The sequence below is a fragment of the Leyella stercorea genome, assembly GCF_021531655.1.
In genome coordinates, this window is sequence record NZ_JADYUF010000032.1 from 1 (window position 1) to 25157 (window position 25157).

Below are 25157 nucleotides of genomic sequence, written 5' to 3' on the forward strand. Positions count from 1 at the left end.
GGGTAAGGGGGTGGGGCTTTATATATATGGAACAGATAACAGGAGCAGAAGCCTTGATGCGCTCTCTCAAGAACGAGGGCGTTAAAACCATCTTCGGCTATCCCGGCGGAGCGATAATGCCGGTGTTTGATGCTCTCTACGACTATACAAGAGGTGAGAAGAAAGCTTTCGACCATATACTCGTGCGTCATGAACAGGCGGCTGCGCATGCTGCTGAGGGCTTCTCGCGCGTTAGTGGTGAGGTAGGTGTGTGCTTGGTGACAAGCGGTCCTGGCGTTACCAACACTTTGACAGGTGTTGCCGATGCCATGATTGACTCTACGCCTATTGTCGTCATTGCCGGACAGGTGGGCGTGAGCGCACTTGGCACTGACGCTTTTCAGGAAGTCGACCTCGTAGGTCTGGCTCAGCCTATCAGCAAGTGGAGCTATCAGATACGTCGTCCCGAGGACATAGCATGGGCAATAAGCCGTGCTTTCTACATTGCACGCACCGGTCGTCCCGGTCCGGTCGTCATCGACTTCCCCAAGAGTGCGCAGGTGAGCACATGCGAATGGCAGCCGGCTAAGGTTACGTCGGTACGCAGCTACGACCCTTATCCAAAGATTCAGGACGACCATGTGGCAGCAGCAGCCCAGCTTATCAACAATGCCAAGCGTCCGTTGGCTCTCGTAGGTCATGGAGTGGAATTAGGTGGAGCGCAGAACGAACTCGTAGAGTTTCTTGAGAAAGCCGACATCCCTGCTGCACGCACCTTGTTAGGCTTGTCGGCTCTGCCGTCCGACCATCCGCTCAACGTCGGAATGCTTGGCATGCACGGCAGCTATGCTCCTAACGTAATGACCCAGCAGGCTGATGTTATTATAGCCATAGGTATGCGTTTCAGCGACCGTGTGACTGGTCGTCTCGACACATACGCCAAGCAAGCCAAGATAATACATCTCGACATTGACAATGTAGAGATTGACAAGAACGTGAAGACCGACGTGTCGGTGGTAGGCGACTGCAAGATGTCGTTGCCAGCCATAACCCGACTGCTCAACAAGAACGAGCACACCGAGTGGATAGCAGGCTTCAAGCCTTATCTCCAGCAGGAGACCGAAAAGGTCATCGAGCCAGCCATTCATCCCAAGGAAGGACCGCTGCTCATGGGCGAGGTAGTGAATGCCGTGGCTGAGGCTACCGATGGCGAGGCTGTTCTGGTTAATGATGTCGGTCAGAATCAGATGTTCTCGTGCCGTTATTTCAAGTACAAGCGCAAATTGAGTGTTGTCACAAGTGGCGGACTCGGCACAATGGGATTCGGACTTCCGGCTGCTGTAGGTGCTACATTCGGTGCTCCCGACCGCACTGTCTGCCTCTTCACAGGCGACGGCGGTTTCCAGATGAGCATTCAGGAGCTTGGCACCATCATGGAGCAGCAGGCACCGGTAAAGGTGATACTGATGAACAACAACTACCTGGGCAACGTGCGCCAGTGGCAGGACATGTTCTTCAATCATCGCCAGTCGTTCACCAAGATGCTCAATCCCGACTATCGTCAGATATGCAGCGGCTATCATCTCAACTACGATGTGGTGATTGACCGCAGCGACCTTCATGCTGCCATCGACAAGATGCTCGCCACTCCCGGTCCGTACATTCTCGAATGTGCCATTAAGGAGGAGGACAACGTGCTGCCGATGACACCTCCCGGAAAGAGCGTTGACGAAATGCTGCTTGAGATAAATATTTAGTGTTTAATGTTTAGTGTTTAGTGTTTAATGTATAGTGTTTAGCGCCTAATTTAACATTAATCATTAATAATTAATAATTAAGGAAATGGAACTATATACATTGCTGGTTTACTCGGAAAACATAGCTGGTATACTGAATCAGATTACCGCTGTGTTCACCCGTCAGCAGGTCAACATAGAGAGTCTGAACGTTTCGGCTTCGAGCATAGAGGGAATACATAAGTATACCATCACGGCATGGAGCGACGAGGAACAGATAATCAAGATAACCAAGCAGATAGAGCGCAAGATTGACGTTATCAAGGCCGACTACTATCTCGACAACGAGCTTTTCATCCATGAGATTGCCATCTACAAGATTTCAACACCGGTGATGATGGAGAACCCGGAAGTGTCGCGCGTGATACGTCGAAGCGGAGCGCGCATGATGGAGGTGAATCCCACATACGCCACAGTACAGATAGCAGGCCTGACCGAGGAAGTGCAGAATCTCTTCAATGCCCTCAACTCCTTCGGATGTCTGCTGCAATACTCACGCTCGGGCCGTATTGCCGTGACACGTAGCATGGACGAGCCTGTGTCGGATTATCTGCATAAGAATAAGAATATGTAATAAAAAGCCCCTCCCCAGTAAGGAGGGGCTTAAAATTAAAACTATGAATCTACTAAGCAAAATCGGAAGCTACGACTTCCTCGTGGAACCATTCCACTGTGATTTCTCCAACCACATCTTTATCGGACACTTGGGCAACCATCTGCTCAATGCCGCCGACTTCCACTCCAACGAGCGAGGCTACGGCATGGACTATCTCAACACCGTACACAAGACATGGGTGCTGTCGCGCTTCGTAATGGAAATGAACGAGATGCCCGAAGCCTACGACCGCATCACCATCGACACATGGGTGGAGAATGTCATGAAGTTCTTCACAAGTCGCAATTACGCCATCCGCAACAAGGAGGGCAAGGTGTATGGCTACGGACGCAGTATCTGGGCAATGATTGATACCGACTCGCGTCAGCCCGTAGACATTCTGCAGGAGCGCGACGGACTCATCACGAAGTATATCGAAACCGCGAAGGAGTGCCCCATCGAGCCGTTCAAGCGTGTCAAGGTGGCTAAGACTGCCGACTGCACACACCACGTGGAGACTCACTACAGCGACGTAGACGTGAACGGCCACATCAACTCCGTGAAGTATATAGAGCACATACTCGACATGTGGCCCGTCGAATGGTATAAGACCCATCGTCTGAAGCGTCTCGACATAGCCTATGTAGCTGAATCGTACTTCGGCGACACGCTCCACTTCTTAGTAGAGCGACGCTCCGACGAAGAGTGCGACATATTGGTGCAGAAAACTTCCGACGACAGCCCCGAAATGAAGGAAGTGTGCCGATGCAAACTTACATTTGCTAAGAAATAATAGGAATATCCTCAAATCGAGTAGCAGGAAAAGCAAAAATGTGCTTACCTACTACTCGATTTTTTTGTAGCTATAGTCATAATTGAAAAATAGTTTAACCTCCAATCGGTCATTAGAAAAAACTTTAACTAAAACTCCCAACGTCTATAATTATCTAAAAATTTTGCTTTTTGGATTTATTGTTGTAGATTTGCGGTGAGATATGTTTTAACTAATATATGTGATTATGTCAAAGATTAAGGAAAACGGCATACTCTCCGGTCACACTGGGAGGTTTGTATATAGAGAATTGAATGGTAAGCAGGTGGTGCAGTCAATGCCATCACATTATCGTGATGCAAATACTGATGCGCAAAAGAAGCAGAGAAGCGGCATGAGAAACATACTTGCTTACTACCGTTTGTTGAAGGATGTGATAGTGGAACAGTTTGAAGATTCTTCAAGTGTAAGGAAGTCCCCCTATCATAGTTTCGTTCATCACAACATATTGTTGTCTCCAGTTGAGTTGCCTCAGTCCGACTACAACAAAGGTCTTAGTGTTCTTGCTCCATATATAATTTCATTCGGTTCATTGCCACCACTTGAAGTGGTTGTCGAAGATAATAGTCTACGGTTCTGTATGAAGAGTGAAGAATGGGTGAAAGGGGACATCCTCCGACTTATCAAGGTAGAATGTCCCGTTTCAGGCCACAATACTCCATCGTCATTGGATGCAACCTATGTTGATGAAGTGATAAATGAGCCAGAGAACAAGCTGATAATGACCTCTCGACTATCTCATGGAGCCTATGCCTATGTTCATATTCGCAACGCCGTTAGTCGTAGCCTTGTGTCGTCACAGCGTTTGTTGTTGATATAGCATTCCCTTCTTCGTTGTTCCTTCGTTCGTTCTTCGTTCATCCTCCGTAGTGAACTCGATCTACCTCCGTAGTGAACTCGATCTACCTTCGTTAACGAAGCGAAGGCATAACGAAGGCATAACGAAGGCATAACGAAACCATAACGGAGATGTATTGAAGAGCGGACGAAGAAGGAACAAAGATGTTTATGTCTTGCTATTCATTAGTTAAATGGTATTCATTTTTGTTTTTAACCCAATAGGTTTATAATTCGGGATTTTTAATTATATTTGCAACTTAAATAGCCATAGTAGTTATATAAAACTAAATACGCCTAAAGAAATAAGTATATAGTAATGTTTTCTATAGTGTAAATAACAAAAAGTAATAAGATATGCCAGTACAAAGTGAAGCTGCCCTCGAAAACGGACTTATAGATACTCTTCAAAAGATGAACTACGAGTATGTTCATATTGAAGAGGATAAGAACCTGTCTGCCAATTTCAAAAGGCAGTTGGAGAAACACAACAAGAAGAAGTTGGAAGAATTGGGTCGTATCGAATTTACAGAGTCTGAGTTTGAAAAGATACTTATCTATCTTGAAGGTGGCACCCGCTTTGAAAAGGCAAAGAAACTGCGTGACCTCTTTCCGCTTGAACTGGAAAGCGGTGAACGCCTATGGGTGGAGTTCTTGAACCGCACTCACTGGTGTCAGAACGAGTTCCAAGTTTCCAATCAGATTACGGTTGAGGGTAGAAAGAAATGCCGTTACGATGTGACTATAATTATCAATGGTCTGCCTTTGGTTCAAATAGAACTAAAGCGCAGAGGTGTGGAATTGAAACAGGCATACAACCAGATACAGCGTTATCACAAGACTTCTTTCCATGGACTGTTTGATTACATCCAGTTGTTTGTCATATCTAATGGCGTGAACACTCGTTATTTTGCCAACAACCCGAATAGCGGATATAAGTTTACGTTCAACTGGACCGACGCAGCCAATGTGCCGTTCAACGACTTGGAGAAGTTTGCCACAGTGTTTTTTGACAAATGTACATTGGGTAAGATTATTGGCAAATACATCGTTCTGCATGAGGGTGACAAATGTCTGATGGTACTTCGCCCTTATCAGTTCTATGCGGTGGAGAAGATACTCGACCGTGTGGAAAACTCCAACGATAACGGTTATATTTGGTATACAACTGGTGCGGGAAAGACCTTGACATCATTCAAGGCAGCCCAACTCGTATCAGAGTTGGACGATGTTGACAAGGTGATGTTTGTGGTTGACCGCCACGACCTTGACACGCAGACCCAAGCCGAATACGAGGCTTTTGAGCCTGGTGCCGTTGACAGTACCGACAACACAGACGAGTTGGTGAAGCGTCTGCACAGCAATTCAAAGATTATCATAACAACCATACAGAAACTTAATGCCGCTGTCAGTAAGCAGTGGTATAGCAGTCGTATTGAGGAAATACGTCATTCTCGCATCGTGATGATATTCGATGAGTGTCATCGAAGCCATTTCGGAGATTGCCACAAGAACATTGTAAAGTTCTTTGACAACACGCAGATATTCGGTTTTACTGGTACTCCTATATTTGTAGAGAATGCTATAGACGGACATACTACAAAGGAGATTTTCGGCAACTGTCTTCATAAATACTTGATAAAGGATGCCATTGCCGATGAAAACGTGCTTGGTTTCCTTGTGGAGTATTACCACGGCAATGAGGATGTGGATAATGCCGACCAAGACCGCATGACGGAGATAGCCAAATTCATCCTTAATAATTTCAACAAGTCAACATTCGACGGTGAGTTTGACGCATTGTTTGCCGTGCAGTCAGTGCCGATGCTAATCCGTTACTACAAGATATTCAAGAGCCTCAATCCGAAGATTAGGATTGGAGCTGTCTTCACATACGCTGCCAATAATAGTCAGGATGATGACTTGACAGGTATGAATACAGGCAACTTTGTGAGTGACAGTATTGGCGAGGCAGACGAATTGCAATCCATCATGGATGACTATAACAATATGTATGGAACAAGTTTCACTACAGAAAATTTCCGTGCATATTACGATGACATCAACCTCCGCATGAAGAAAAAGAAGGCTGACATGAAGCCTCTTGACCTCTGCTTGGTTGTCGGTATGTTCCTTACTGGCTTTGACAGCAAGAAACTCAACACCCTCTATGTTGACAAAAATATGGAGTATCATGGATTATTGCAAGCGTTCAGCCGTACCAACCGTGTGTTGAACGAGAAGAAGCGTTTCGGTAAGGTGGTTTGCTTCCGTGACTTGAAAAGCAAGGTGGATGAGTCTATCAAACTTTTCAGCAATGGAAATCCTATAGAAGATATTGTCCGTCCGCCTTTTCATGATGTAAAGAATAAATATCAAGAACTGACAAAGAGCTTCTTGGAGCATTATCCCGAACCGCACTATGTGGACTATTTGCAAAGTGAGAACGACAAGATGCAGTTTATCCTCGCTTTCCGTGACATTATCAAGAAACACGCAGAGATACAAGTGTATGACGAGTATGAGGAGGATGCTCCCGACCTCGGAATGACCGAACAGCAGTTTATGGACTTCCGCAGCAAGTATCTTGACATATACGACACCTTTGCAGCGAAACCGACAGAACAGCCAAGCGGTTATAAAGTTCAAGATGACGAATCTGGTATGGTTGCCGAGCCTGACCCGAGTGAGAATGACACTACAGGGCTGGGAGACATCGATTTTTGCTTGGAACTCCTGCATAGCGACATCATCAATGTGGCTTACATTCTGGAGTTGATTGCAGACCTCAACCCTTATAGCGAGGACTACGAAGAGAGGCGTAAGCACATCATCGACACAATGATTAAGGATGTTGAACTTCGCAGTAAGGCAAAACTCATTGACGGATTTATCCAGAAGAATGTGGATGATGACCGTGATAACTTCATGGCTCGCAAACAAAAGGCTGATGGTACAAGCGACCTTGAAGAACGGTTGAACAACTACATCGTCACCGAACGCAACAATGCTGTCAATACGCTTGCCAAGGAAGAGGATTTGGATGCTTCCGTTCTCAATCATTACCTCTCGGAGTATGACTACTTGCAAAAGGAACAGCCGGAAATCATACAAGAGGCATTGAAGGAGAAACACTTGGGACTGATAAAGAAGCGCAAGGCGTTCACCCGCATCATGGACAAACTAAGAACAATAATAAAAGTATTTAATTGGGAATAAGAAAAAAACAAAAGATATGTCAGAAGAGCTTCAGCAAAATTTAAGAAACCAACTTTGGGAAGTCGCTAACAAACTGCGTGGCAATATGTCTGCCAGTGACTTCATGTATTTCACCCTTGGCTTTATCTTCTACAAGTATTTGTCGGAGAAGATAGAGAAACACGCCAATGACGCATTGGTGGATGATGAAGTCACATTTAAAGAACTGTGGGCAATGGAGAAAGACGAAGTTGTGGAAGAACTTCAGGAGGTTGTCAAGACCGAATGTCTGGAGAATATCGGCTACTTCATTGAACCAAACTTCCTGTTCTCGTCTGTTGTTGAGAGTATCAAGAAGAAGGAGAACATTCTGCCTATGCTCGAACGCTCATTGAAGCGTATTGAGGACAGCACTCTCGGACAGGATAGCGAGGAAGACTTTGGCGGTCTGTTCTCTGACATTGACCTTGCTTCACCCAAGTTGGGCAAGACTGCCGATGACAAGAATACTTTGGTCAGCAATGTTCTTCTTGCCCTTGATGATATTGACTTTGGTGTGGAAGCATCGCAAGAGATTGACATTCTTGGTGATGCCTACGAGTATATGATTAGCCAGTTTGCCGCTGGTGCTGGCAAGAAGGCCGGTGAATTCTACACTCCTCAGGAAGTGAGCCGTATCTTGGCAGAGATTGTGACCATTGGTCACGCTCGTCTGCGCAATGTCTATGACCCTACTTGCGGTAGTGGTTCGCTGTTGCTCCGTGCAGCAAGCATCGGTCATGCAAACGAGATTTTCGGACAGGAGAAGAACCCTACGACCTACAACTTGGCTCGTATGAATATGCTTCTTCATGGCATAAAGTTCAGCAACTTCCGCATAGAGAATGGCGATACCTTGGAGGCTGATGCTTTTGGCGATACTCAGTTTGACGCTGTGGTAGCAAATCCTCCCTTCTCTGCTGAATGGAGTGCTGCCGATAAGTTCAACAACGATGACCGTTTCAGCAAGGCTGGACGTTTGGCACCACGCAAGACAGCCGACTATGCCTTTATTCTCCACATGATTTACCACCTCAATGAGGGTGGCACAATGGCTTGTGTCGCTCCTCATGGAGTGTTGTTCCGTGGCAATGCCGAGGGCGTAATCCGCCGCTTCCTCATCGAGAAAAAGAACTATGTGGATGCCATCATCGGACTTCCTGCCAATATTTTCTATGGTACAAGTATCCCGACATGTATCTTGGTGTTCAAGAAATGCCGTAAGGAGGATGACAACATACTCTTCATTGATGCCAGCAAAGAGTTTGAAAAGGTCAAGACCCAGAACAAGCTCCGTCCGCAGCATATCCAGAAGATTGTAGACACCTACCGTGAGCGCAAGGAGATAGAAAAGTACAGCCATCTCGCCACATTGCAGGAGGTAGCCGAGAACGACTACAATCTCAACATTCCTCGTTATGTAGATACTTTCGAGGAAGAAGAACCTATCGACATTCATGCTGTCATGAAAGAAATCAAGGAACTGGAAGCCAAGCGCGCCGACCTCGACAAGGAGATTGAAGGTTATCTGAAGGAATTGGGATTGGTTGAATAATCTTTTTGTACCAAGTAGGGACAATTTTAGCAGATTTTAGAATATGGCTGAGAAAGATAATATACCAGAAATGCGTCCTACGTTTGATGCTATCCGCAGGACTGACGAAAACAACAAGGAATATTGGAGTTCGCGCGACCTTTGTAATGCTATGGGATATTCTACTAACTGGAAATTCCAAAATGTCATAAATAAGGCAATTGCCGTAGCCAATCAAAAAGGCATGAAGATTGATGACCATTTCAACCAAACGGTTGATATGGTCAAGCTCGGTAGTGGTGCATATAGAAAGGTGAACATATTCCGTTTGTCTCGTATAGCGTGCATGATTATAGCTGAAAATGCAGACGGAAAGAAACCTCTGGTGCAACAAGCAAGAGAATATTTTTCGCAATCCGTTTCTACCACAGAACTTATCCAAAACTCACTGGAATCCAACATATTGCTGTATAAAACAGCACAAGGTGAAACCCGCATTGAAGTGATATTCAACAACGAGACATTTTGGATGTCGCAAAAACGCATGGCAGGTTTGTTTGGCGTAGACCGAGCAACGATTGCTTATCACCTTTCTCAAATTTATGAAAGTGGAGAACTTACAAAAGAGGCAACTTGTAGAAAAATTCAACAAGTTCAACTTGAGGGTGAGCGTGATGTTGAACGTACTCCTTTGTTCTACAACCTTGATGCCATTATTGCCGTTGGCTATCGTGTGAACAGTTATCAAGCCACACAATTCCGTATATGGGCTACATCTGTATTGAAGGAGTTTATCATTAAGGGGTATGTACTTGATGACGAACGCCTGAAACAAGGCAAGCATTTCGGCAAGGACTACTTTGACGACTTGTTGGAACGCATCCGTGAGATACGCACGTCAGAACGCCGCTATTACCAAAAGATAACTGACATCTATGCAGAGTGTAGTGCTGACTATGACGCAAAATCAGAAAGTACCAAATTGTTCTTCAAGATGGTGCAGAATATGATGCACTTGGCTGTCACACATCATACCGCAGCAGAGATTGTCTATAACAGAGCTGATGCCGAACAACCACACATGGGACTCACTACATGGAAGAAAGCACCAGATGGACGAGTGCAAAAGTCGGACACAATTGTAGCCAAGAACTATTTGTCGGATACCGAACTTAATCAACTCAATGGCATAACTACTTCATTCCTTGACCTCGCAGAGACTCGTGCCCAACGCCATATCATTACAACAATGGAAGATTGGCGAAAGCGACTTGCCCAGTTCCTTGCGGCAATGGACTATGAGGAAAACCCTTCGGCAGGAACTGTTTCGCAAGATGAAGCAAGAGCAAAGGCTTATGGAGAATATGAGAAATATAAGCTCATCCAAGACCGTTCATATATATCTGATTTTGACAGATTTAATAATGGTGATGACGATATGCCTCTGCTTCCTTTCGACCTCAATCCAAAGGGAATTTAAAATAAAAATTTGTCTACCAAGCTGGTAGACTATTTCAGAACCATCAATTAAGGATTTAAAATGACAACAAAAATAAATAACGAACATAAAAAACTTAATGTCCCAAATCTCAGATTTCCTGAGTTTCAGGGGGAGTGGGAAGAACTTGGGCTTTCAGAACTTCTTGATTTCAAGAATGGATTAAACCCCAAACCAGACAAATTTGGCAAGGGTATAAAGTTCATCTCTGTTATGGACATTCTTAATAATGCAGTCATTACATATGATTGCATTAAGGCTTCTGTTGATGTAACGGAGAAAGAATTATCTGACTTTTCTGTTGAAAAAGGAGATATATTATTCCAACGCAGTTCAGAAACTTTGGAGGATGTTGGTAGAGCGAATGTTTATATGGATGATAAAACTGCTGTATTTGGAGGTTTTGTTATTCGTGGAAAGAAGAAAGGAGAATATGACCCACAATACTTCAATTATTTGTTACGCAGTCCGTTTGCTCGCAAAAGAATAATTCCAATGGGTGCAGGTGCGCAACATTTTAATATTGGGCAAGAAGGATTGAGCAAAGTAAAACTGCACTTTGCAAATATAGAAGAGCAAAAGAAAATTGGCAAAATGCTCTCTTTGCTTGACGAGCGCATAGCAACCCAAAACAAAATCATTGACAAGTTGCAGTCCTTAATCAAGGGAATAAGTAACAAACTACTCAATTCAAAAGAGGGAATGCTTGTCCGTCTTGGAGCAATTCTTAAAGAACGTTCTGAAAAAACGAAAAAGAATAACCAATATGCAATTTTAAGCTCTACAGTAAATGGTTTATTTTCACAACGAGATTATTTCTCAAAAGATATTGCAAGCGAAAACAACGTAGGCTACAAGATTATTCGGCTTCATGACGTGGTACTTAGTCCTCAAAATCTATGGATGGGCAATATCAATTACAACGATAAATTTGATATAGGAATAGTATCTCCATCATACAAGGTTTTCTTAATTTCAGATAATTACGATAAAAGATATGTTGCTGCAATGTTAAAGACACACCGTGCTTTATACGATTATCAACTAATATCGGCGCACCCGACAAACCCTGTGGAGTAGGCCGTGCAGATGCTAACCCAAAACTGTTGCTAAACGATACATGAAGAATGGTATGTCTATGACTCCTTTTACCTGTGCACGAAAGCATTTGATCTTTGAGTTCAACGCTTCAGCTGAAGCGTTTGTCTTACGTCCGTCAAAGTAGTTCAGGATTTCATCCTCATAGAATCTGATGGTATCGCGTACGGACTTGATTTCACGCAGAGTGCATGAAGCCACTTTCTCATACCACCCCTTGAATTTCTGTTTGGCAGTCTCCTTTGTGAGTTTCTTGTTTCTGAATATGGCTCTAAGGGAGTTGATCAGATTGTATGCTTCTTCAAGTTTTGGGTAGAGTGCGAAAAGTATCTTCGCACGCTTTTTCTGCGTTGCGCTCCACTTCTCTCGGCTCATGGACAATTGCTTGCGACATCGTGTCTGTGCCTCTACAAGAGTCTCGCCATTTTCAAGCCTTTTGGGTTCAAAGCGAGTGTTCAGCCTCATAGGCTTTCTTCCGCGCTTGCTCTTCTTCCAGTTCTTCCCATGCCTTTTCCTCATTCGCTCGCGGTAAGCCTTTCTCTGCGCTGCCAGATTTTCGAGGTGTTTGCGAAACTCTGCCTTCTGTCTGTTCACCTCCTTTATGGCTTTTCGTTTCAGGCGCAGGCGTATCTCTTCGCAGCCCTCTCCACCGCGTTTTACGACATGGAAGCAGTCACGTATGACTGTGGCTTTAGGGAATGCCTCTCGGGCTATGACACGCATGCAATCTGAGAGATCCATCGTGATATTCTCAACCATTTCACGCTTATCTGCAGGTAGTTGCATGAGAACCTTCAGTACGTCAGCAGGATTCGTTCCCTTGACTACTGCTATGATTGCACCCTTGCGACCATGGGCATCCTTGTTGTGAACGATAGTGTACAGTTCGCCCTAGAGGGAGGTCTCGTCTATGCCTTGTTCCTTACCTACGTTTTGCGGAATAAGAATCCACTTGGATGCGTGATCCTTCTGCTCCCACGTCTCGAAGTTACTCAGGGCGTCCTTGTATCTTTTGGCAAACGTGGAGCTGTTAATCATGTACGTATAACCAATCTGACGAGCGGTTATCGTTTCAGAGTCCATTCGCCCTCTTTAAAAAAAGCGCGAAGTCCTTCGCGTATCGAGTGCCCTTATGCTTCAGTTCAAACTCCTTGTCAAGGTCAACACTTCTTGTTGTGCCATCCGGCATTGTCCAACGCCTTCTTCGTATGTGAAGTACCGCCTTCTTGTCGCGGGCTGGATAGTCAAGTAAACATGATTCTGCCCCAAAACCATTGCTCACGGAATCCTTCATGTCTGGTGTGCGATTGTCGCGCTCATCCAGATAGATGTGAAGCTCTGTTGTGTAAAGAACATCCTTGTCCAAAGTACGCTGTGTTGCAAAGTCTGTCACCTCAAAATACTTAAGAACTCCTTCGGGGAGGAAATATGAGGCGAGGCCTTCATACATGTTTATATTGTCATTCTGATTCATAGTGCAAAGGTACTACTTTTGGACAATCATGTATCGTTTGGCAACATAGTTTTTGGGTTAGCATCTGCACAGCACTCCACAGGGTTTGTCGGGTGCGCCAGTTTGGGGGATTTTTTATTATTTTATGCAAAGATACAAAATTCTTATAACACTGACAATTAGATCGTTAGGTTGTTTTTGACTGATTTACGAGCATCCCTAATTAGTCATACTATCAAAGAACTCTTTGGCTGGCAGCGTAAAACTGCTTAGCCTTTATCTCAAATTTTAACGAACTATTGATTATATTACTAGTTACTACATACAATGATAACCAACAATTTATCTTCAAGTTTTTCATCTGTCGCCATACCCCAGATGCATTCTGTATCGCTTGTGAAATAACCACTAATTAGTGATACTATCTGGTTCATCTCATCCATTTGCAAAGGATTCTTGGAGGATGTAGCTATATACAGTATTACTTTATTGTAATCTTTATGGCAGATATTGCTGTAGCTGTTCATTTCACGAATGATACTATCAATCCTCGTTTCACTAAAATGTGGAAATGAAATGATTCTTCTTTTAAGTATTGCATTAGCATGATAGAGATAGTCAAGATCATTTTTGTCTATCTTAATTTGCATGCCATTCTGTGTGAGTTGGGCAATAAGCTCTTCTAATTCTTCACCTTGACTAATATTCGATTTAATGTTGTTATCTATCATGATAATATTTGTTTTGAGATAAACAATACAACTTCTTTTGTCGATGATTCTCTGAAATTCCAAAAGACATTACCCTCGTCTGGTAACTCGTCAATATATGTCTTGATAGGATATAATTCTTCCCCAAACGTATCTGGATTATAATGCTCAACAGTAAATGTCAGCAGATAGTTAGCATGATTTGGATTAATATTCTTTCTCAATTCTGAAGTTGCTTCACTAATTTTCTCGTTATAAGCGCAAGAATGAACAGAAAGTTCATTTCTGCCTTTAATCATCGTAAAAAAGTCATTAAAATCAAAACAGACTAACCCATGAATTTCTACATTGTGACGAATCAAAGACAAAAAGCTTTTGAATTCATTGTAAAATTCATCCTTGTTAGTGAATGACAGAACAGAATCAATGTCTGCCATTTCTGGAACTTGCAGCTCTGAGTCTATCAGAACTGCAATAGCCCGCTTAGCTTTCTTATGATTGGCAAGTACATTCTTAATATTCTGAATACCATTTTTTGATGATACCAGTACCATATTCATCAATACATAAGAACTATTCTCTAAAGAATAGATGTGTTCTGAACGTAGTTGGCTAATAACCAATTCACTGACTTGATCAGCCGCAATCAACCTTACAGATTCTAATACTATTTCTTCCATATCATTTAACCTTCACAAACATTGTTCTAATCGCAAGAAGTACCATTATTCCAGAAATTAGTAAACTAATTGTCTCTCCAGGAATCCATCTATTTCTTGGATCATCATTGAATATACCATAAAAATTAATGCTATCGCAATACCCAATTACATTCGTAGATAAGTGTATATTGACATATCTTTCAACCAAAGTAGGAATTCCCTCATAGTTGATATGCCAGCAACCCAAGTGAAATATTCCGCAAGCAATCAGGATTAGAGAGAAGGGGGCGGATCCGTTTCTGAAAAATCTATGATGCCAAAGTTTTGAAGAGTAAAACCACGAGTAACCAAGTAAATGGATCAGATTTTCGTATTTTTTTGTTATGTTGTATTTGTTCTCCATAATTATATAATTAGGATAAAGGGAGATACATAATCTCCATTGTAGAAAATAACAATTTAACCAATTCTTTCACAAATGAAATATGATCCATTAATCTTGTGAGGATCAATATTAATCCCATATTTGCTCGTGAATAAACTTGCAAGCAATGGCTGCTCGCGAGTTAATCCAAGGGGTGGAGTAGTAGAAGTTGTACTTGTTTCTACAAACATTCCTTTTTCAAGTCGCTGACGTTTGTCTGTACATGGGGCATTACCGTTGTTCTTGACTAAAATTTTCCAATGTGCCATAATTGAATATCTAATAAATTAAAATAATATTGCAAAGGTAATGTTCAAAAGTGCCGGTTGTGGGCATACCTTTGGAAAATTTAATACCACAGATATAAAAAATTATCGTGGAATAGATCTAAACCTTCCTAAAATGCCTCTTGTTCTTCGGGTGCTATTGTCCCATGAGCATACAGTTCAAAAGCATATATCATTTTGTCAAGGGCTTTATTCCATTTCTCCATAGAAGAGAAATTTCCGGAATATCCATGTTTGTCATATGACCTGAAGGCACGAAGTCTTGTAGCGATTAACTGCGCTATCAAATGACCAGTTTGCCATATTTCTTCTTCAGGATAGTCATGCTTATGACTCCAATTCTTATTTGATTTATTTTGTCGTTTCATCCTTGTTTAAATTATTTGTCATATTATAAGCTGCATATGATATTATGGCCTGGTTACCTAAAGAAGGATCTATAGCAAAAAAAACATGATATTGTTTGCAGCCACACACTGTTGAAACTAAATAATGCAACATCGATTTCTCCTTTGGAGTTAATACTTTTTGACCTGTTGTCACAAGCAGTATCAAGCGCTCCATATTTGGAATCATCTTGTAGTCTTTGATTAGTCTACATAGATATTCCACACCTGATTCTTTCATAGCAAATGACTGAATTACTTCTGTGCAGAACTTCTCAGAGTAAAATAATTGGTATAGATGGTCGATACTGAGATCTTCTAGCCATGGAATTATCTTTGCAATGTATTCAGCGATAACAGATAACCTTCTGTAATATAAATCCATGAATTCTTCCCTGAATCTTTTCTTTCTCTTCGACCTGTTGGCCTTGGCTTTAGATAGATATTCTTTAGCTTCTTTGGACAGTTCTTGATGCTTACATATCAACAACTCTTTCAGTGTGGGGACTTTACCACCATGCTTGGCAATGATATCAGCATAGAAGTCGAATTTATCTTTGTAATTCTTAAAGTCAGATGGCTTGCAAAACATATCATCGAAACACCGTTCGTGAGTCTGTGGTGTGAATCCGTAAAAAGATGTATGCCACAGGCAGCAAGCCGCAAGCTCTGGAAGAGGTTCCGTAACGCAATCGTCCACAACAATCTCTTTGGTCAGACAATGTTCCCAAAGGTCACCTTCCATTGGCCATGCTTCTATGTGCTTATCGCCTTCATAATCTGAGTAATATCCAATCTTACAGACATTCCCATTAGCATCCTTAGATACTTTGGGTTCCAACAAGATTAGCATGTCGTAATGCAATTTATACCATCCCAATGCATTATTAACCTTATAATGCTCTACGAGATATGGCTCCATTTCCTTGAATGTTACTTTTTGGAGTAGTTCTTTGTATGTCATAATGTTTAATTTTTAATCTGTAAAATCATATTTATCCCAATCAAGAAAGTCTCCATCATCAGAATCTGTTTCGTAATCTATTTCAGAACTAATTTCGATGTTGAAGTCACGCACCCATAGAAGGTCATAGACCGAGAACTCCATATGGCTCCAAAGGTTATGAAATGCATAGATGAGATGCATGTCATTCGTCAATTTTTCATCCAAACCTTCGTTCCAGTTGCCTTCTTTGTCATCGAGAAACAATAACTGATTCTCAGAGTTGGGATACGAATCTATACCATTATTACAAATAGTAAAGCAATGTGTAACCCCATCATTATAAAGAGATATAAAGTCATCTAGTGTACCATTAAGTATCGCCCACATTTTCTTTGCCCTTGTCGTTTGGATGGGGTGAAGTGTGGAATAGGTATATCCCAGGAAGCATTTTCCCGTGACTCCCATATATGATGGATATTCCAAATCTTCCATTCTATGATACAATTCTTCGGTTCTTGACCGCATGATTATCAGTTGTTGCTTCATTGCTTCGTTGAATTCACTCAATAGCTGTTTACTGTAGTCATCCATAACGAATTTACTATCAAGAAGTTTTTTCCTGATCATCAGAAGCCTCGTGATCGCGAATTTATTCCTCTCGTTTGCTTCCCATCGTCTATTGATTTCGTAATAGAGATTAAGGATCTCTATCTCTATAGCTTTTATCTCAGGAGATTCAAAGATCTCGCTGACTTTAGATTCAAACACCACTTTATTATGTTCCATACCTCATTCGTATTATTCTGCTGCAAAAATAAAAAGGAGCTATGCCTTGGTGGGCACAGCTCCCAATTATCTTCTATAAATATAGAAATCTACAGGTTTCTCTTCAATATCTTATCAAGTTCTGGGTAAATTTCCTCTTCCGCTTCATACGGGATGATCGTAAAATATCTATTCCCATTTATCATTGCTGATAAGGAAGATGAATGCTTGTTATAAAAAACAAACACAGGAATATTATGAGCTTCTGCATATGCCAATTCGTAACCAACACCAAGAGAAGCATTAGAGCATTCTGCTATGACCATATCACATGACTGTAGCCAGTTAACATCACGTTCATAGATATGTGAGTCGATTATCCGAGTCTGCTGCTTCATGCTAATTGCAGTTTTGCCGATATGTTCGGTCAGCACTTTATCTTTCCGGCTGATATAATCAATCATCCTTTGATACAGTTCTGCATCAGCTCTGCCACCACGAATGGAGCCTGCGAAATAAACTTTGTTGTTCATACTGCTTTACTTTTGTAATTTGGTGCAAAAGTAAAATGGAGCTATGCCAACTGTGGGCATAACTCCATAAAAGTTTTATTTCTCCATCAATTTACCATGACCTAAGCCAGAATTCATTAAAAATATCGCTCTCTGTGTCTTCTGTTGCTTCAGGTAGCAAATCATAGAATGAAAAGATATTGAAGCCAAACGATTCCGCAATTTTGTATGATTCGAATTTGGGATCATCGCGATCAATACATGTGATTAATGCATAATGTTTCTGCCAGATATCATTATCATGTTCTTGATCTGCATAATGGCGATCAAATTTCTTTTTATATACTTCTAATTGGTTACGTGGTACTCCGTCATCATCATAGGAATTATGAAGCATCGTATAATATTTGTTTTCTATCAAAATAGCATGATGCTCTGTTTCTCCATTGCGCTGAAGAGCTACTTCTACCCAAAGATCAATATTCCAGTATTCTTTCCATACCTTTACTTCTGATACTATTACGTCATCTGACATTGGTATTTCTAAAAGCAAGCCTAACATATACCTACAATAATGTCTCAGCAGAGGTTTGTTGTCGATATCACATTCCTTGGCAGCTCTTCTCAGCGTCCATGATAATACATAATCCATAACTATCTCAGCTTTGCCGTCTGTTTCGCTTGAATCACGCATCAATCTTGGTAGCGATTTATCTTTAGTGTCCATATTTCAACTTTATTTATTATACAACCAATATTCAAATTCAAGTATTACTATTACATTGAGGAAAGATGTGAGACTATATCACTTAGAAGTGACTTTGTCTCTCTAATAAATAAATCTGTATCTTTAAGTCTATTTGTCATTTTCAAATATCCAATCCAACCTACCTTATCTTTACTCGTAATATAAGGACTGAATTTATCTATGGATTGTAGTGATGCCACCAATGAATCAAAATTATCACCTTTACACTGGTTTTTCTCCAAATAAGTAATTCCTATACTTTTTTCGTCTGCTTGGTTTATCAACGCAAGTTTTAAGATGTTTCTTCCTTCAGAATCCTTAATAAAGAATCTCACCCAGTCATTTTGGTATTCAGCTTTCTCAAGATGTAATTGATACTCGCAGAAATTATTTAGGCAAGCGTAAATATACTGCCATCTTAATAGACTTTCGAGTTTGATATTGTCACGATCATATCTTTTCTTTTTAAAATCATTGACCGCAGTTTTCATTTTCTTTTCAAAATTGCTTATATCGATGTTTTCTCGATCAATAGAGAATGCTAACCCTAGAGCTTTTCCTACTAATTCCATCTCCTCTGAAGACCAGAAACTGCTAGTGTGATTGATACCATAAACAGGGATATCTCCGATAACTCCATAATCTAACTTTACCAAATCTGATAATAGTGGCTTCGTATTTTCGACAATGAGATCAGTACAGTTCTTACCCCCTAAACAGATGATGTGCTTTGGATGAATTTTTTCAATCAGTTTCTTAGTATATTGGACAGATTCCAACTGTGCTGATTTGATTTCTTTTCCGACTAAGTCATTCTCATCATGGGTTGAGAAAAATGTAGCGTTGGTAAAAACAAATTGGCTCTCATTATCCAGCATAGAGCCTAGACCCGCAAAATCAAGAATAGAGCGTAAATTCGTTAGAATACGCCATTTCTGGATTGTTTCATGCTTACCTTTATAAGTATTGCCTAAAAGTAAATCTTCACTTTTCTCGAATCTATCTTTAAGAAACGTACCACCATGACCAGGATTAATACCTATTACCATCAATTCTACAGGCTTGTCATCTGTGATGTCGGTCAATTTAGACTGAGTGTAAAAATCCATATTCAGCTTAGAAGCAAGTGGCAAGTAGAAATTATAGGTTTCCTCTGCCCATTCTTTCAATTCTTCTTGAATCTTGTACATAATAATCGTTTTTTTTATATTATTTTTCTAATAATTTTAAATCCTGTGCTGCCTGAATGAATGAGAGGAAACGTTCGTCGCCATGGAGGGTGTGGCCTGTTGTCCACTCAATTATATCAGCATGTGGAACACCTGCTTTATCAAGGATTTTAGCTACGATTTTTCGCTGCTCTTCTGTCTTGGCTGAACATCCCCAATAAGGTTTTATTTCGCTATCGTCATGGATATCATACCAACAGCCCAATTCTACTCCTTGAATGAATAATCTAAAGCCGATATTGCTTACTTCAATATTATAAGACTTATGAAGATCAGCATATTCTAGAATGCGATGTCTCCAATCCTGCATCAACTCAAAGGAAAGCTGCTTCTGTAATTCGCGCATCCCAGACTTCAATTCATCCAATTCGTTTATTTTTGCTAAAATTGTTTTCCACTGCTCGCTTTTATTCTGAATTTCAATGTCCTGCTCATTCTTTAGCAGTTTATCGCGCAAAAAATCTACTATTTCCATTGCTAGTTTTTGATTAAATCTATTATCAAATATACCATTCAAGAAGTCATAAAATTGCATGATTGCAGATTTCAAAGGCAATTCCTTTTTTGGAATAAGCGATAGACAATCTTGCTTCAACCATTCCAACAATTCCTTATCTACTACAGTAGTACGTGAAGAGAACTTCTGCATTAAATCTTTCTCACAAGTTGTACACTGAGGACACGATTGCCCGCAATCACATAAACATCTACAAGCGTCATTGGTTTTGCAAGCCCGATCCTGATTGTTGCTATTCCAATCTTCTGGCAAGCGGAAAACCGACATTGGTAGATGCTGAAAAAATTTGTTATCGTGGTATTTAGGCAAAATGACTATGAAAATCTGGTTGTCACGAAAACGATTATTCTTGCGAAGCGTTGCAATATAGCGTGCCAATTGATTGCGCTGGAACACAGCACCCTTTAATTTATTTTCAATAACAATCGCATATTTACCTGGTTCATGAATGCAAACATCAATATGTTCCTTTTCAGTTGTAACGACCGGAGCTTTTACCCAGTTCATGTCGAAACCACAGGGCTGTAGAAATCTACGAATAAATGATGTGCACAACGGGTTTCTCTGTTCTGGAGCATATTTAAATATGTGAGCTAAAATTAAGCTTGTGAAAGGTTCATTCACCCCTGCTAAGTCCAAAAGGTTAAATGCATAAGGTGTTTTATTTTCTGACTCTGAAATACGCTTATACAACTGTTCCGAGAGAACAAGTAGATGATTCATTTTTACAGTCTGTTCCATAAGTCTTTAGATATGTAAAGCCATCATTATGCCGAATAGATTGTTTCATCCTTGAAAATATATCTTCCAGGAAGTAGATCTTCAAAAGCCATGTTGTCAGATGTTGTATAGACATCATCCAAGTGGCCAATATAGCCTTCGGGAACTTCGAATACAACCCCGTTATCCTCAAAGGAATGAAGTTGAAGCACGGAATTCTTTGTCTTTACATCAGAAGGTAAATTCTGATACTCAAATTGAACTTCAATAATCACAATGCTGTATCTTTAATTATTTTTTCATTTATTCTTCTCCCAGATACCTTTGCCAATACGAGCTATTTCATCGCGGAGCCACTGGGGATCGAGCACTTCAAGGGAATCGCCTTGACATAGAAGCTCTTGTTGGAAATCGATAGAAGGTCGTACTTGGAGTTCAAAAATGCTGTAGGAATTGGTATGTTCCAACTCTTTTTGAGCACCTGATGGAAGTAAAGGAAGATCGCGAAGATAATGTGCCTGACGTGCATCCACTTTCAATAGTACACGCTGAACGGGGTAGTTTTCATCTGTGATAATACCAAAACATCCGTTAAAATATTCTTCTGGTGAAAAATCGACAGGATATTCAAAGGTGTGAGAGGATAAACGGAAATTCTTGATGCGATCAAGGCAGAATATGGTAATGAAGCCTGTTGACCATGCCTTACCAACCATATACCAACGTTGTCTGAACAACTTTACACAGAGTGGCATTACATAGTGCTGACGTGAATCTCCTCGCCAATAGTTATAATAGGTTATATGAATCAAACAATCTTTCTTCATGGCATCTATTATCGAATCCAAGTACTTCATACCAGAAGGAATATCCTCGAGAATAATCCTATTCTTGATGGACTTACTTCCAATAAGAGAATTGGTCACAGAGTAGGTGCTAAGTAGCCAGTTCTCAATACTGTCGTTATGTAAATCACTGGTATTGCTGATATAATATCTATATAGCCCACCTTTTTCACACTCAATCAATAGACCGAATGTATCGAAAATGTTGTCGCGCCATTTATGAAATGTGCGTTTAAGCATTTCCTCACCACCACTTAGATCTACGTTGTCCATCCATTTGCGGTTAAGATCCTCAAAAGTAATCTTACCTGCTCTGTTGATGGTCTCAACGATCCAAACAAGTTTGTTTGTCTGATTCAATGCCATATTCGTAAGTTTTAAACTTTATTTGTGGCAAAGTTATACAAAAGGTATGTCATTCACGGGCATAACCTTGATTTTTTTTTTGTTTTCTAGTGGATATCATTATAAAACTAGTTTTTTGTGGCAATTTTATAGAAATAATTAGTGTTTACTGAATAATTTATAACTCTCTGATATTTAAGTTTATATAACTTTATTTCTTCGTTTGTTTAACTAGAAAATCGTATCTTTATATCGTTAATTCCATAGCAAGATGAAGTTTTACGCTCCAAAATACAAGCAACTTGACCTCGGTTTGCTCCGCTCATCCCTTGATGAGCTGGACAAGAAAAACCGATGGGTGGCTCTCGGTGACCTTCTTCCATGGACGGAACTTGAGAGGGAATACAACTCAAGGTTGGACAATCAGAAGCAAGGTGCTGGTAACAAGCCGGCACGCATGATTCTCGGCGCAATGATTATCAAGCACAAGCTACTAGTGATGCGATATTAATCGCTTAACTATAGTTATATATTTGATATTTAATCATTTACAAGCGTTCTTTGTTTTTTTGATTTGAAATTGATTGAGTAATTTTGCATCCAAAACTGCAAGATTATGAACATCGGCAAGTATATCTTTGCTCAAGTCATCGACTTCATACCTCGCTACCAATTTGACAAGTTGGTGAAGAAGTATAAAGGTGACTGGCATGCAAAAGATTTATCCTGCTATAACCAGTTGCTCCATCTGCTATTTGGTCAGATTACTGGTTGTGTATCCATCCGTGATATTTGTCTGTGCCTAGAGGCTCATGGAAGTAGCATATACCACTTGGGAATTCGCAAGTCCGTTAATCAATCCAATTTATGTCGTGCTAATGAGAAAAGAGACTATCGCATCTACGAAGGACTTGGCATGTATCTAATCGGTATCGTCCGACCAATGTATTCAAACACAAAGGTTGCTGAGATAACGATAGACAATGTCCTCTATGCGCTTGACTCCACAACTATCTCAACAAGCATTGTCCTGGCTGCATGGGCATTGGGCAAGTATAGCAAAGGCGCAGTCAAAATGCACACACTGCTGGATCTTCGTGGAAGCATTCCGGCAAATATCCATATTACAGATGGAAAATGGCATGACAGCAATGAACTGGATGATATTGTGCCTGAGCCATTTGCGTTCTATATGATGGACAAAGCATACGTTGATTTCCTCGCTTTGTTTCGCTTTCACAAAGCCGGTGCATATTGGATAAGTCGTCCCAAAGACAATATGAGATACGAGGTCGTTAACCATAGTCTAGACTTTGATCCAAGTACAGGAATCTGTGGCGATTTTATCATAAAACTGACTACCCATAAGTCGAAGAAACTCTATCCAGAACCTATCAGGATGGTTACTTATCATGACTCGGTAACAGGTAATGATGTGGAATTTATTACCAACAACTTTGAGATCAGTGCCCTTGAGGTCGCCAATCTATACCGTCATAGATGGGATGTTGAGGTTTTCTTCAAGTGGATAAAGCAGAATATCGTAGTGAAGAACTTGTGGGGATATTCAGAGAATGCAGTACGTACTCATTTATGGGTTGCTATAATTGCATATCTGATAATCGCCAAAATCAAGGCTGACTACAAAAGTCCGTATTCAATCACCGAGGTGGCTACGTTAATAAGAATCTCCGCACTCGAAAGGGTGGATTTGAGAGACCTCATAACTAAGCCAAAGAACTCAATCATTCAAAAACAAGATGTCAAAGAACTCACTTTATTTGATGAATTTTAATAACCATGCGATTTTATCGCATCAGTACTAGTTTGGCAACATAGTTTTTGGGTTAGCATCTGCACAGCACTCCACAGGGTTTGTCGGGTGCGCCCTCTTTGCACAACTCATAATTCTTAGGAACATTACCATCAATAATGTTGGGAAGATTATCTTTGTCTATATCTACCATTGTTGGTAACCCAACATGAATTAGTCCATAATGAAGGTTTTGGATATTTGTAGTACCATATTCCAACTTATCCCAACTAAGTGAGTTTGTTGAATAGAAATCCAGTAAGTCAGAAACCTTGCACATCTCCCACTCCCCCTGAAACTCCTTAAATCTGAGATTTGGGACTAAAATTATTGATTTTCTCTAATTATTATATACACCTTCAAAATTAAGGATTACAATGGCAACAAAAACAATTAGAGAAATTGCGTTGGCTTGGAAAAGTGACAAGCAACGCTACGTAAAGCAGTCTACATACGCTGCTTATGTGTTAGTTTTAGAGAACCATATTCTGCCATCGTTTGGCGATTGTGAGGCTCTGAGTGAGAAACTTGTTCAGGAGTTCGTTTTGCAGAAACTAAATGACGGACTCAGTATTAAAACGGTAAAGGACATTCTGATAGTCTTGAAAATGGTGATGAAGTTCGGAGTAAAGAACGAATGGATGAGCTATTGCGAGTGGGACATCAAGTACCCTACAACAGAGACCAACAAGGAAATTGAGGTGCTGACGGTGGCACACCATAAAAAGATCCTCGATTTCATCAAGCAGAACTTCACGTTTCGCAACCTCGGCATCTACATCAGTCTGACTACAGGCTTGCGTATCGGAGAGATTTGTGGTTTGAAATGGTCGGACATCAACACCGACAACGGCACAATAACCGTGAACCGTACCATTGAGCGCATCTACATTGTGGAGGATGAACGCAAGCACACAGAGTTGGTCATCAACACACCAAAGACCAAGAACTCATGCCGTGAGATACCGATGAACAAAGAACTTCTAACTATGGTGAAACCTCTGAAAAAGGTGGTAAACACAGACTTCTATGTACTGACCAACGAGGAGAAACCGACAGAGCCACGCACCTACCGCAACTACTATCATCGGCTGATGAAACGCCTTGACATTCCTCGGCTGAAATACCACGGACTACGCCACAGCTTTGCCACACGCTGCATAGAAAGCAACTGCGACTACAAGACCGTAAGCGTACTGCTCGGTCATGCCAACATCACAACAACCCTTAACCTCTATGTTCACCCGAACATGGAACAAAAGAAAAAGTGTATCACCAAGATGTTCAAGTCTCTTGGAAAATAAGGCATGAACGATAAATACCAAAAGGAAGTGAATTATCTAATAAGAGACAACTGTGACAAGTAGTCAATATAAACCACATACGGCC

General features: G+C 41.0%; 26 protein-coding genes. 11 read left to right on the forward strand and 15 right to left on the reverse strand.

Features of this window, described 5'->3' with window-relative positions:
* The first annotated feature begins 20 nt into the window (after positions 1-20).
* The 8 genes from ilvB (at position 21) to I6E49_RS09875 (ending at position 11388) form a co-directional block, all read left to right on the forward strand.
* A complete protein-coding gene (ilvB, locus tag I6E49_RS09840; RefSeq protein ID WP_235402093.1) occupies positions 21-1736 on the forward strand; it encodes a biosynthetic-type acetolactate synthase large subunit in 1716 nt (571 codons plus the stop codon).
* A gap of 85 nt (positions 1737-1821) precedes the next feature.
* The gene (gene ilvN / locus I6E49_RS09845) at positions 1822-2349 is read left to right on the forward strand and encodes an acetolactate synthase small subunit (RefSeq protein ID WP_235402047.1); all 528 of its coding nucleotides are present in this window, start codon (positions 1822-1824) and stop codon (positions 2347-2349) included.
* Between the two features lie 43 nt (positions 2350-2392).
* Positions 2393-3163, forward strand: coding sequence for an acyl-[acyl-carrier-protein] thioesterase (locus tag I6E49_RS09850; RefSeq protein WP_235402048.1), 771 nt, complete (start codon positions 2393-2395; stop codon positions 3161-3163).
* A 226-nt stretch (positions 3164-3389) separates the two neighbouring features.
* A complete protein-coding gene (locus tag I6E49_RS09855; RefSeq protein WP_235402050.1) occupies positions 3390-4022 on the forward strand; it encodes a hypothetical protein in 633 nt (210 codons plus the stop codon).
* Between the two features lie 374 nt (positions 4023-4396).
* On the forward strand, positions 4397-7258 hold the full coding sequence (locus I6E49_RS09860) for a type I restriction endonuclease subunit R (RefSeq protein WP_235402052.1): 2862 nt from the start codon (positions 4397-4399) through the stop codon (positions 7256-7258).
* 16 nt (positions 7259-7274) lie between these two features.
* Positions 7275-8831: a type I restriction-modification system subunit M gene (locus I6E49_RS09865; RefSeq protein ID WP_235402054.1), complete on the forward strand. Its 1557-nt coding sequence runs from the start codon at positions 7275-7277 to the stop codon at positions 8829-8831.
* A 43-nt stretch (positions 8832-8874) separates the two neighbouring features.
* Entirely contained in the window at positions 8875-10290 is a 1416-nt protein-coding gene (gene rhuM, locus I6E49_RS09870) for a RhuM family protein (protein WP_235402055.1), read from the forward strand.
* 60 nt (positions 10291-10350) lie between these two features.
* On the forward strand, positions 10351-11388 hold the full coding sequence (locus I6E49_RS09875; protein ID WP_235402056.1) for a restriction endonuclease subunit S: 1038 nt from the start codon (positions 10351-10353) through the stop codon (positions 11386-11388).
* Between the two features lie 12 nt (positions 11389-11400).
* Here I6E49_RS09875 and I6E49_RS09880 read toward each other — a convergent pair whose 3' ends face one another.
* From I6E49_RS09880 to I6E49_RS09950, 15 genes are all read right to left on the reverse strand, one after another.
* The gene (locus I6E49_RS09880; protein WP_262911542.1) at positions 11401-12291 is read right to left on the reverse strand and encodes a transposase; all 891 of its coding nucleotides are present in this window, start codon (positions 12289-12291) and stop codon (positions 11401-11403) included.
* A 6-nt stretch (positions 12292-12297) separates the two neighbouring features.
* Positions 12298-12489, reverse strand: coding sequence for a hypothetical protein (locus I6E49_RS09885; protein WP_235402057.1), 192 nt, complete (start codon positions 12487-12489; stop codon positions 12298-12300).
* Positions 12479-12880 (reverse strand): ISAon1 family transposase N-terminal region protein, encoded by a 402-nt coding sequence (locus I6E49_RS09890; protein WP_235402058.1) that lies wholly within the window; start codon positions 12878-12880, stop codon positions 12479-12481. Before I6E49_RS09890 ends, I6E49_RS09885 begins: the two co-directional genes overlap by 11 nt.
* Positions 12881-13170: 290 nt before the next feature.
* Positions 13171-13590 carry a hypothetical protein gene (locus I6E49_RS09895; RefSeq protein ID WP_044073754.1) on the reverse strand — a complete coding sequence of 140 codons (420 nt, stop codon included), beginning with the start codon at positions 13588-13590 and terminating at the stop codon, positions 13171-13173.
* Complete coding sequence (locus I6E49_RS09900) at positions 13587-14249, reverse strand: hypothetical protein (RefSeq protein ID WP_235402059.1); 663 nt, start codon at positions 14247-14249, stop codon at positions 13587-13589. The genes I6E49_RS09895 and I6E49_RS09900 overlap by 4 nt, the downstream gene beginning before the upstream one ends.
* Before the next feature lies 1 nt (position 14250).
* Positions 14251-14634 (reverse strand): hypothetical protein, encoded by a 384-nt coding sequence (locus tag I6E49_RS09905; RefSeq protein WP_235402060.1) that lies wholly within the window; start codon positions 14632-14634, stop codon positions 14251-14253.
* A 418-nt stretch (positions 14635-15052) separates the two neighbouring features.
* Positions 15053-15310, reverse strand: a complete 258-nt coding sequence (locus I6E49_RS09910) for a hypothetical protein (protein WP_235402061.1) — start codon at positions 15308-15310, stop codon at positions 15053-15055.
* Positions 15294-16292, reverse strand: a complete 999-nt coding sequence (locus I6E49_RS09915) for a hypothetical protein (RefSeq protein WP_235402063.1) — start codon at positions 16290-16292, stop codon at positions 15294-15296. Before I6E49_RS09915 ends, I6E49_RS09910 begins: the two co-directional genes overlap by 17 nt.
* 12 nt (positions 16293-16304) lie before the next feature.
* Positions 16305-17060: a hypothetical protein gene (locus I6E49_RS09920; protein WP_235402065.1), complete on the reverse strand. Its 756-nt coding sequence runs from the start codon at positions 17058-17060 to the stop codon at positions 16305-16307.
* A gap of 89 nt (positions 17061-17149) precedes the next feature.
* Positions 17150-17572 (reverse strand): nucleoside 2-deoxyribosyltransferase, encoded by a 423-nt coding sequence (locus I6E49_RS09925; protein WP_235402067.1) that lies wholly within the window; start codon positions 17570-17572, stop codon positions 17150-17152.
* A gap of 91 nt (positions 17573-17663) precedes the next feature.
* Positions 17664-18278 carry a hypothetical protein gene (locus I6E49_RS09930; RefSeq protein ID WP_074614485.1) on the reverse strand — a complete coding sequence of 205 codons (615 nt, stop codon included), beginning with the start codon at positions 18276-18278 and terminating at the stop codon, positions 17664-17666.
* Between the two features lie 50 nt (positions 18279-18328).
* Positions 18329-19489 carry a hypothetical protein gene (locus I6E49_RS09935; protein ID WP_235402068.1) on the reverse strand — a complete coding sequence of 387 codons (1161 nt, stop codon included), beginning with the start codon at positions 19487-19489 and terminating at the stop codon, positions 18329-18331.
* A 19-nt stretch (positions 19490-19508) separates the two neighbouring features.
* Positions 19509-20786 (reverse strand): PD-(D/E)XK nuclease family protein, encoded by a 1278-nt coding sequence (locus I6E49_RS09940; RefSeq protein WP_235402069.1) that lies wholly within the window; start codon positions 20784-20786, stop codon positions 19509-19511.
* 26 nt (positions 20787-20812) lie between these two features.
* Positions 20813-21040, reverse strand: a complete 228-nt coding sequence (locus tag I6E49_RS09945; protein WP_044073747.1) for a hypothetical protein — start codon at positions 21038-21040, stop codon at positions 20813-20815.
* Between the two features lie 24 nt (positions 21041-21064).
* A complete protein-coding gene (locus I6E49_RS09950) occupies positions 21065-21976 on the reverse strand; it encodes a helix-turn-helix transcriptional regulator (RefSeq protein ID WP_235402070.1) in 912 nt (303 codons plus the stop codon).
* 250 nt (positions 21977-22226) lie between these two features.
* Here I6E49_RS09950 and I6E49_RS09955 point away from each other — a divergent pair, with 250 nt between their 5' ends.
* The 3 genes from I6E49_RS09955 (at position 22227) to I6E49_RS09970 (ending at position 25072) form a co-directional block, all read left to right on the forward strand.
* On the forward strand, positions 22227-22466 hold the full coding sequence (locus tag I6E49_RS09955) for a hypothetical protein (protein WP_235402071.1): 240 nt from the start codon (positions 22227-22229) through the stop codon (positions 22464-22466).
* A gap of 105 nt (positions 22467-22571) precedes the next feature.
* Positions 22572-23750, forward strand: a complete 1179-nt coding sequence (locus I6E49_RS09960) for an IS4 family transposase (protein ID WP_235402072.1) — start codon at positions 22572-22574, stop codon at positions 23748-23750.
* Between the two features lie 395 nt (positions 23751-24145).
* Positions 24146-25072: a tyrosine-type recombinase/integrase gene (locus I6E49_RS09970; protein WP_235402073.1), complete on the forward strand. Its 927-nt coding sequence runs from the start codon at positions 24146-24148 to the stop codon at positions 25070-25072.
* Positions 25073-25157: the final 85 nt, after the last annotated feature.

Coding starts and splice junctions, on each gene's coding strand:
- I6E49_RS09855 (WP_235402050.1), top strand. CDS start 3,390: ATGTCAAAGATTAAGGAAAACGGCATACTCTCCGGTCACACTGGGAGG.
- I6E49_RS09925 (WP_235402067.1), bottom strand. CDS start 17,572: ATGAACAACAAAGTTTATTTCGCAGGCTCCATTCGTGGTGGCAGAGCT.
- I6E49_RS09860 (WP_235402052.1), top strand. CDS start 4,397: ATGCCAGTACAAAGTGAAGCTGCCCTCGAAAACGGACTTATAGATACT.
- I6E49_RS09960 (WP_235402072.1), top strand. CDS start 22,572: ATGAACATCGGCAAGTATATCTTTGCTCAAGTCATCGACTTCATACCT.
- I6E49_RS09940 (WP_235402069.1), bottom strand. CDS start 20,786: ATGGAACAGACTGTAAAAATGAATCATCTACTTGTTCTCTCGGAACAG.
- I6E49_RS09915 (WP_235402063.1), bottom strand. CDS start 16,292: ATGACATACAAAGAACTACTCCAAAAAGTAACATTCAAGGAAATGGAG.
- I6E49_RS09970 (WP_235402073.1), top strand. CDS start 24,146: ATGGCAACAAAAACAATTAGAGAAATTGCGTTGGCTTGGAAAAGTGAC.
- I6E49_RS09865 (WP_235402054.1), top strand. CDS start 7,275: ATGTCAGAAGAGCTTCAGCAAAATTTAAGAAACCAACTTTGGGAAGTC.
- I6E49_RS09875 (WP_235402056.1), top strand. CDS start 10,351: ATGACAACAAAAATAAATAACGAACATAAAAAACTTAATGTCCCAAAT.
- I6E49_RS09950 (WP_235402070.1), bottom strand. CDS start 21,976: ATGGCATTGAATCAGACAAACAAACTTGTTTGGATCGTTGAGACCATC.
- I6E49_RS09930 (WP_074614485.1), bottom strand. CDS start 18,278: ATGGACACTAAAGATAAATCGCTACCAAGATTGATGCGTGATTCAAGC.
- ilvN (WP_235402047.1), top strand. CDS start 1,822: ATGGAACTATATACATTGCTGGTTTACTCGGAAAACATAGCTGGTATA.
- I6E49_RS09885 (WP_235402057.1), bottom strand. CDS start 12,489: ATGGACTCTGAAACGATAACCGCTCGTCAGATTGGTTATACGTACATG.
- I6E49_RS09935 (WP_235402068.1), bottom strand. CDS start 19,489: ATGTACAAGATTCAAGAAGAATTGAAAGAATGGGCAGAGGAAACCTAT.
- I6E49_RS09895 (WP_044073754.1), bottom strand. CDS start 13,590: ATGATAGATAACAACATTAAATCGAATATTAGTCAAGGTGAAGAATTA.
- I6E49_RS09955 (WP_235402071.1), top strand. CDS start 22,227: ATGAAGTTTTACGCTCCAAAATACAAGCAACTTGACCTCGGTTTGCTC.
- I6E49_RS09850 (WP_235402048.1), top strand. CDS start 2,393: ATGAATCTACTAAGCAAAATCGGAAGCTACGACTTCCTCGTGGAACCA.
- rhuM (WP_235402055.1), top strand. CDS start 8,875: ATGGCTGAGAAAGATAATATACCAGAAATGCGTCCTACGTTTGATGCT.
- I6E49_RS09910 (WP_235402061.1), bottom strand. CDS start 15,310: ATGAAACGACAAAATAAATCAAATAAGAATTGGAGTCATAAGCATGAC.
- I6E49_RS09920 (WP_235402065.1), bottom strand. CDS start 17,060: ATGGAACATAATAAAGTGGTGTTTGAATCTAAAGTCAGCGAGATCTTT.
- I6E49_RS09890 (WP_235402058.1), bottom strand. CDS start 12,880: ATGAATCAGAATGACAATATAAACATGTATGAAGGCCTCGCCTCATAT.
- I6E49_RS09905 (WP_235402060.1), bottom strand. CDS start 14,634: ATGGAGAACAAATACAACATAACAAAAAAATACGAAAATCTGATCCAT.
- I6E49_RS09900 (WP_235402059.1), bottom strand. CDS start 14,249: ATGGAAGAAATAGTATTAGAATCTGTAAGGTTGATTGCGGCTGATCAA.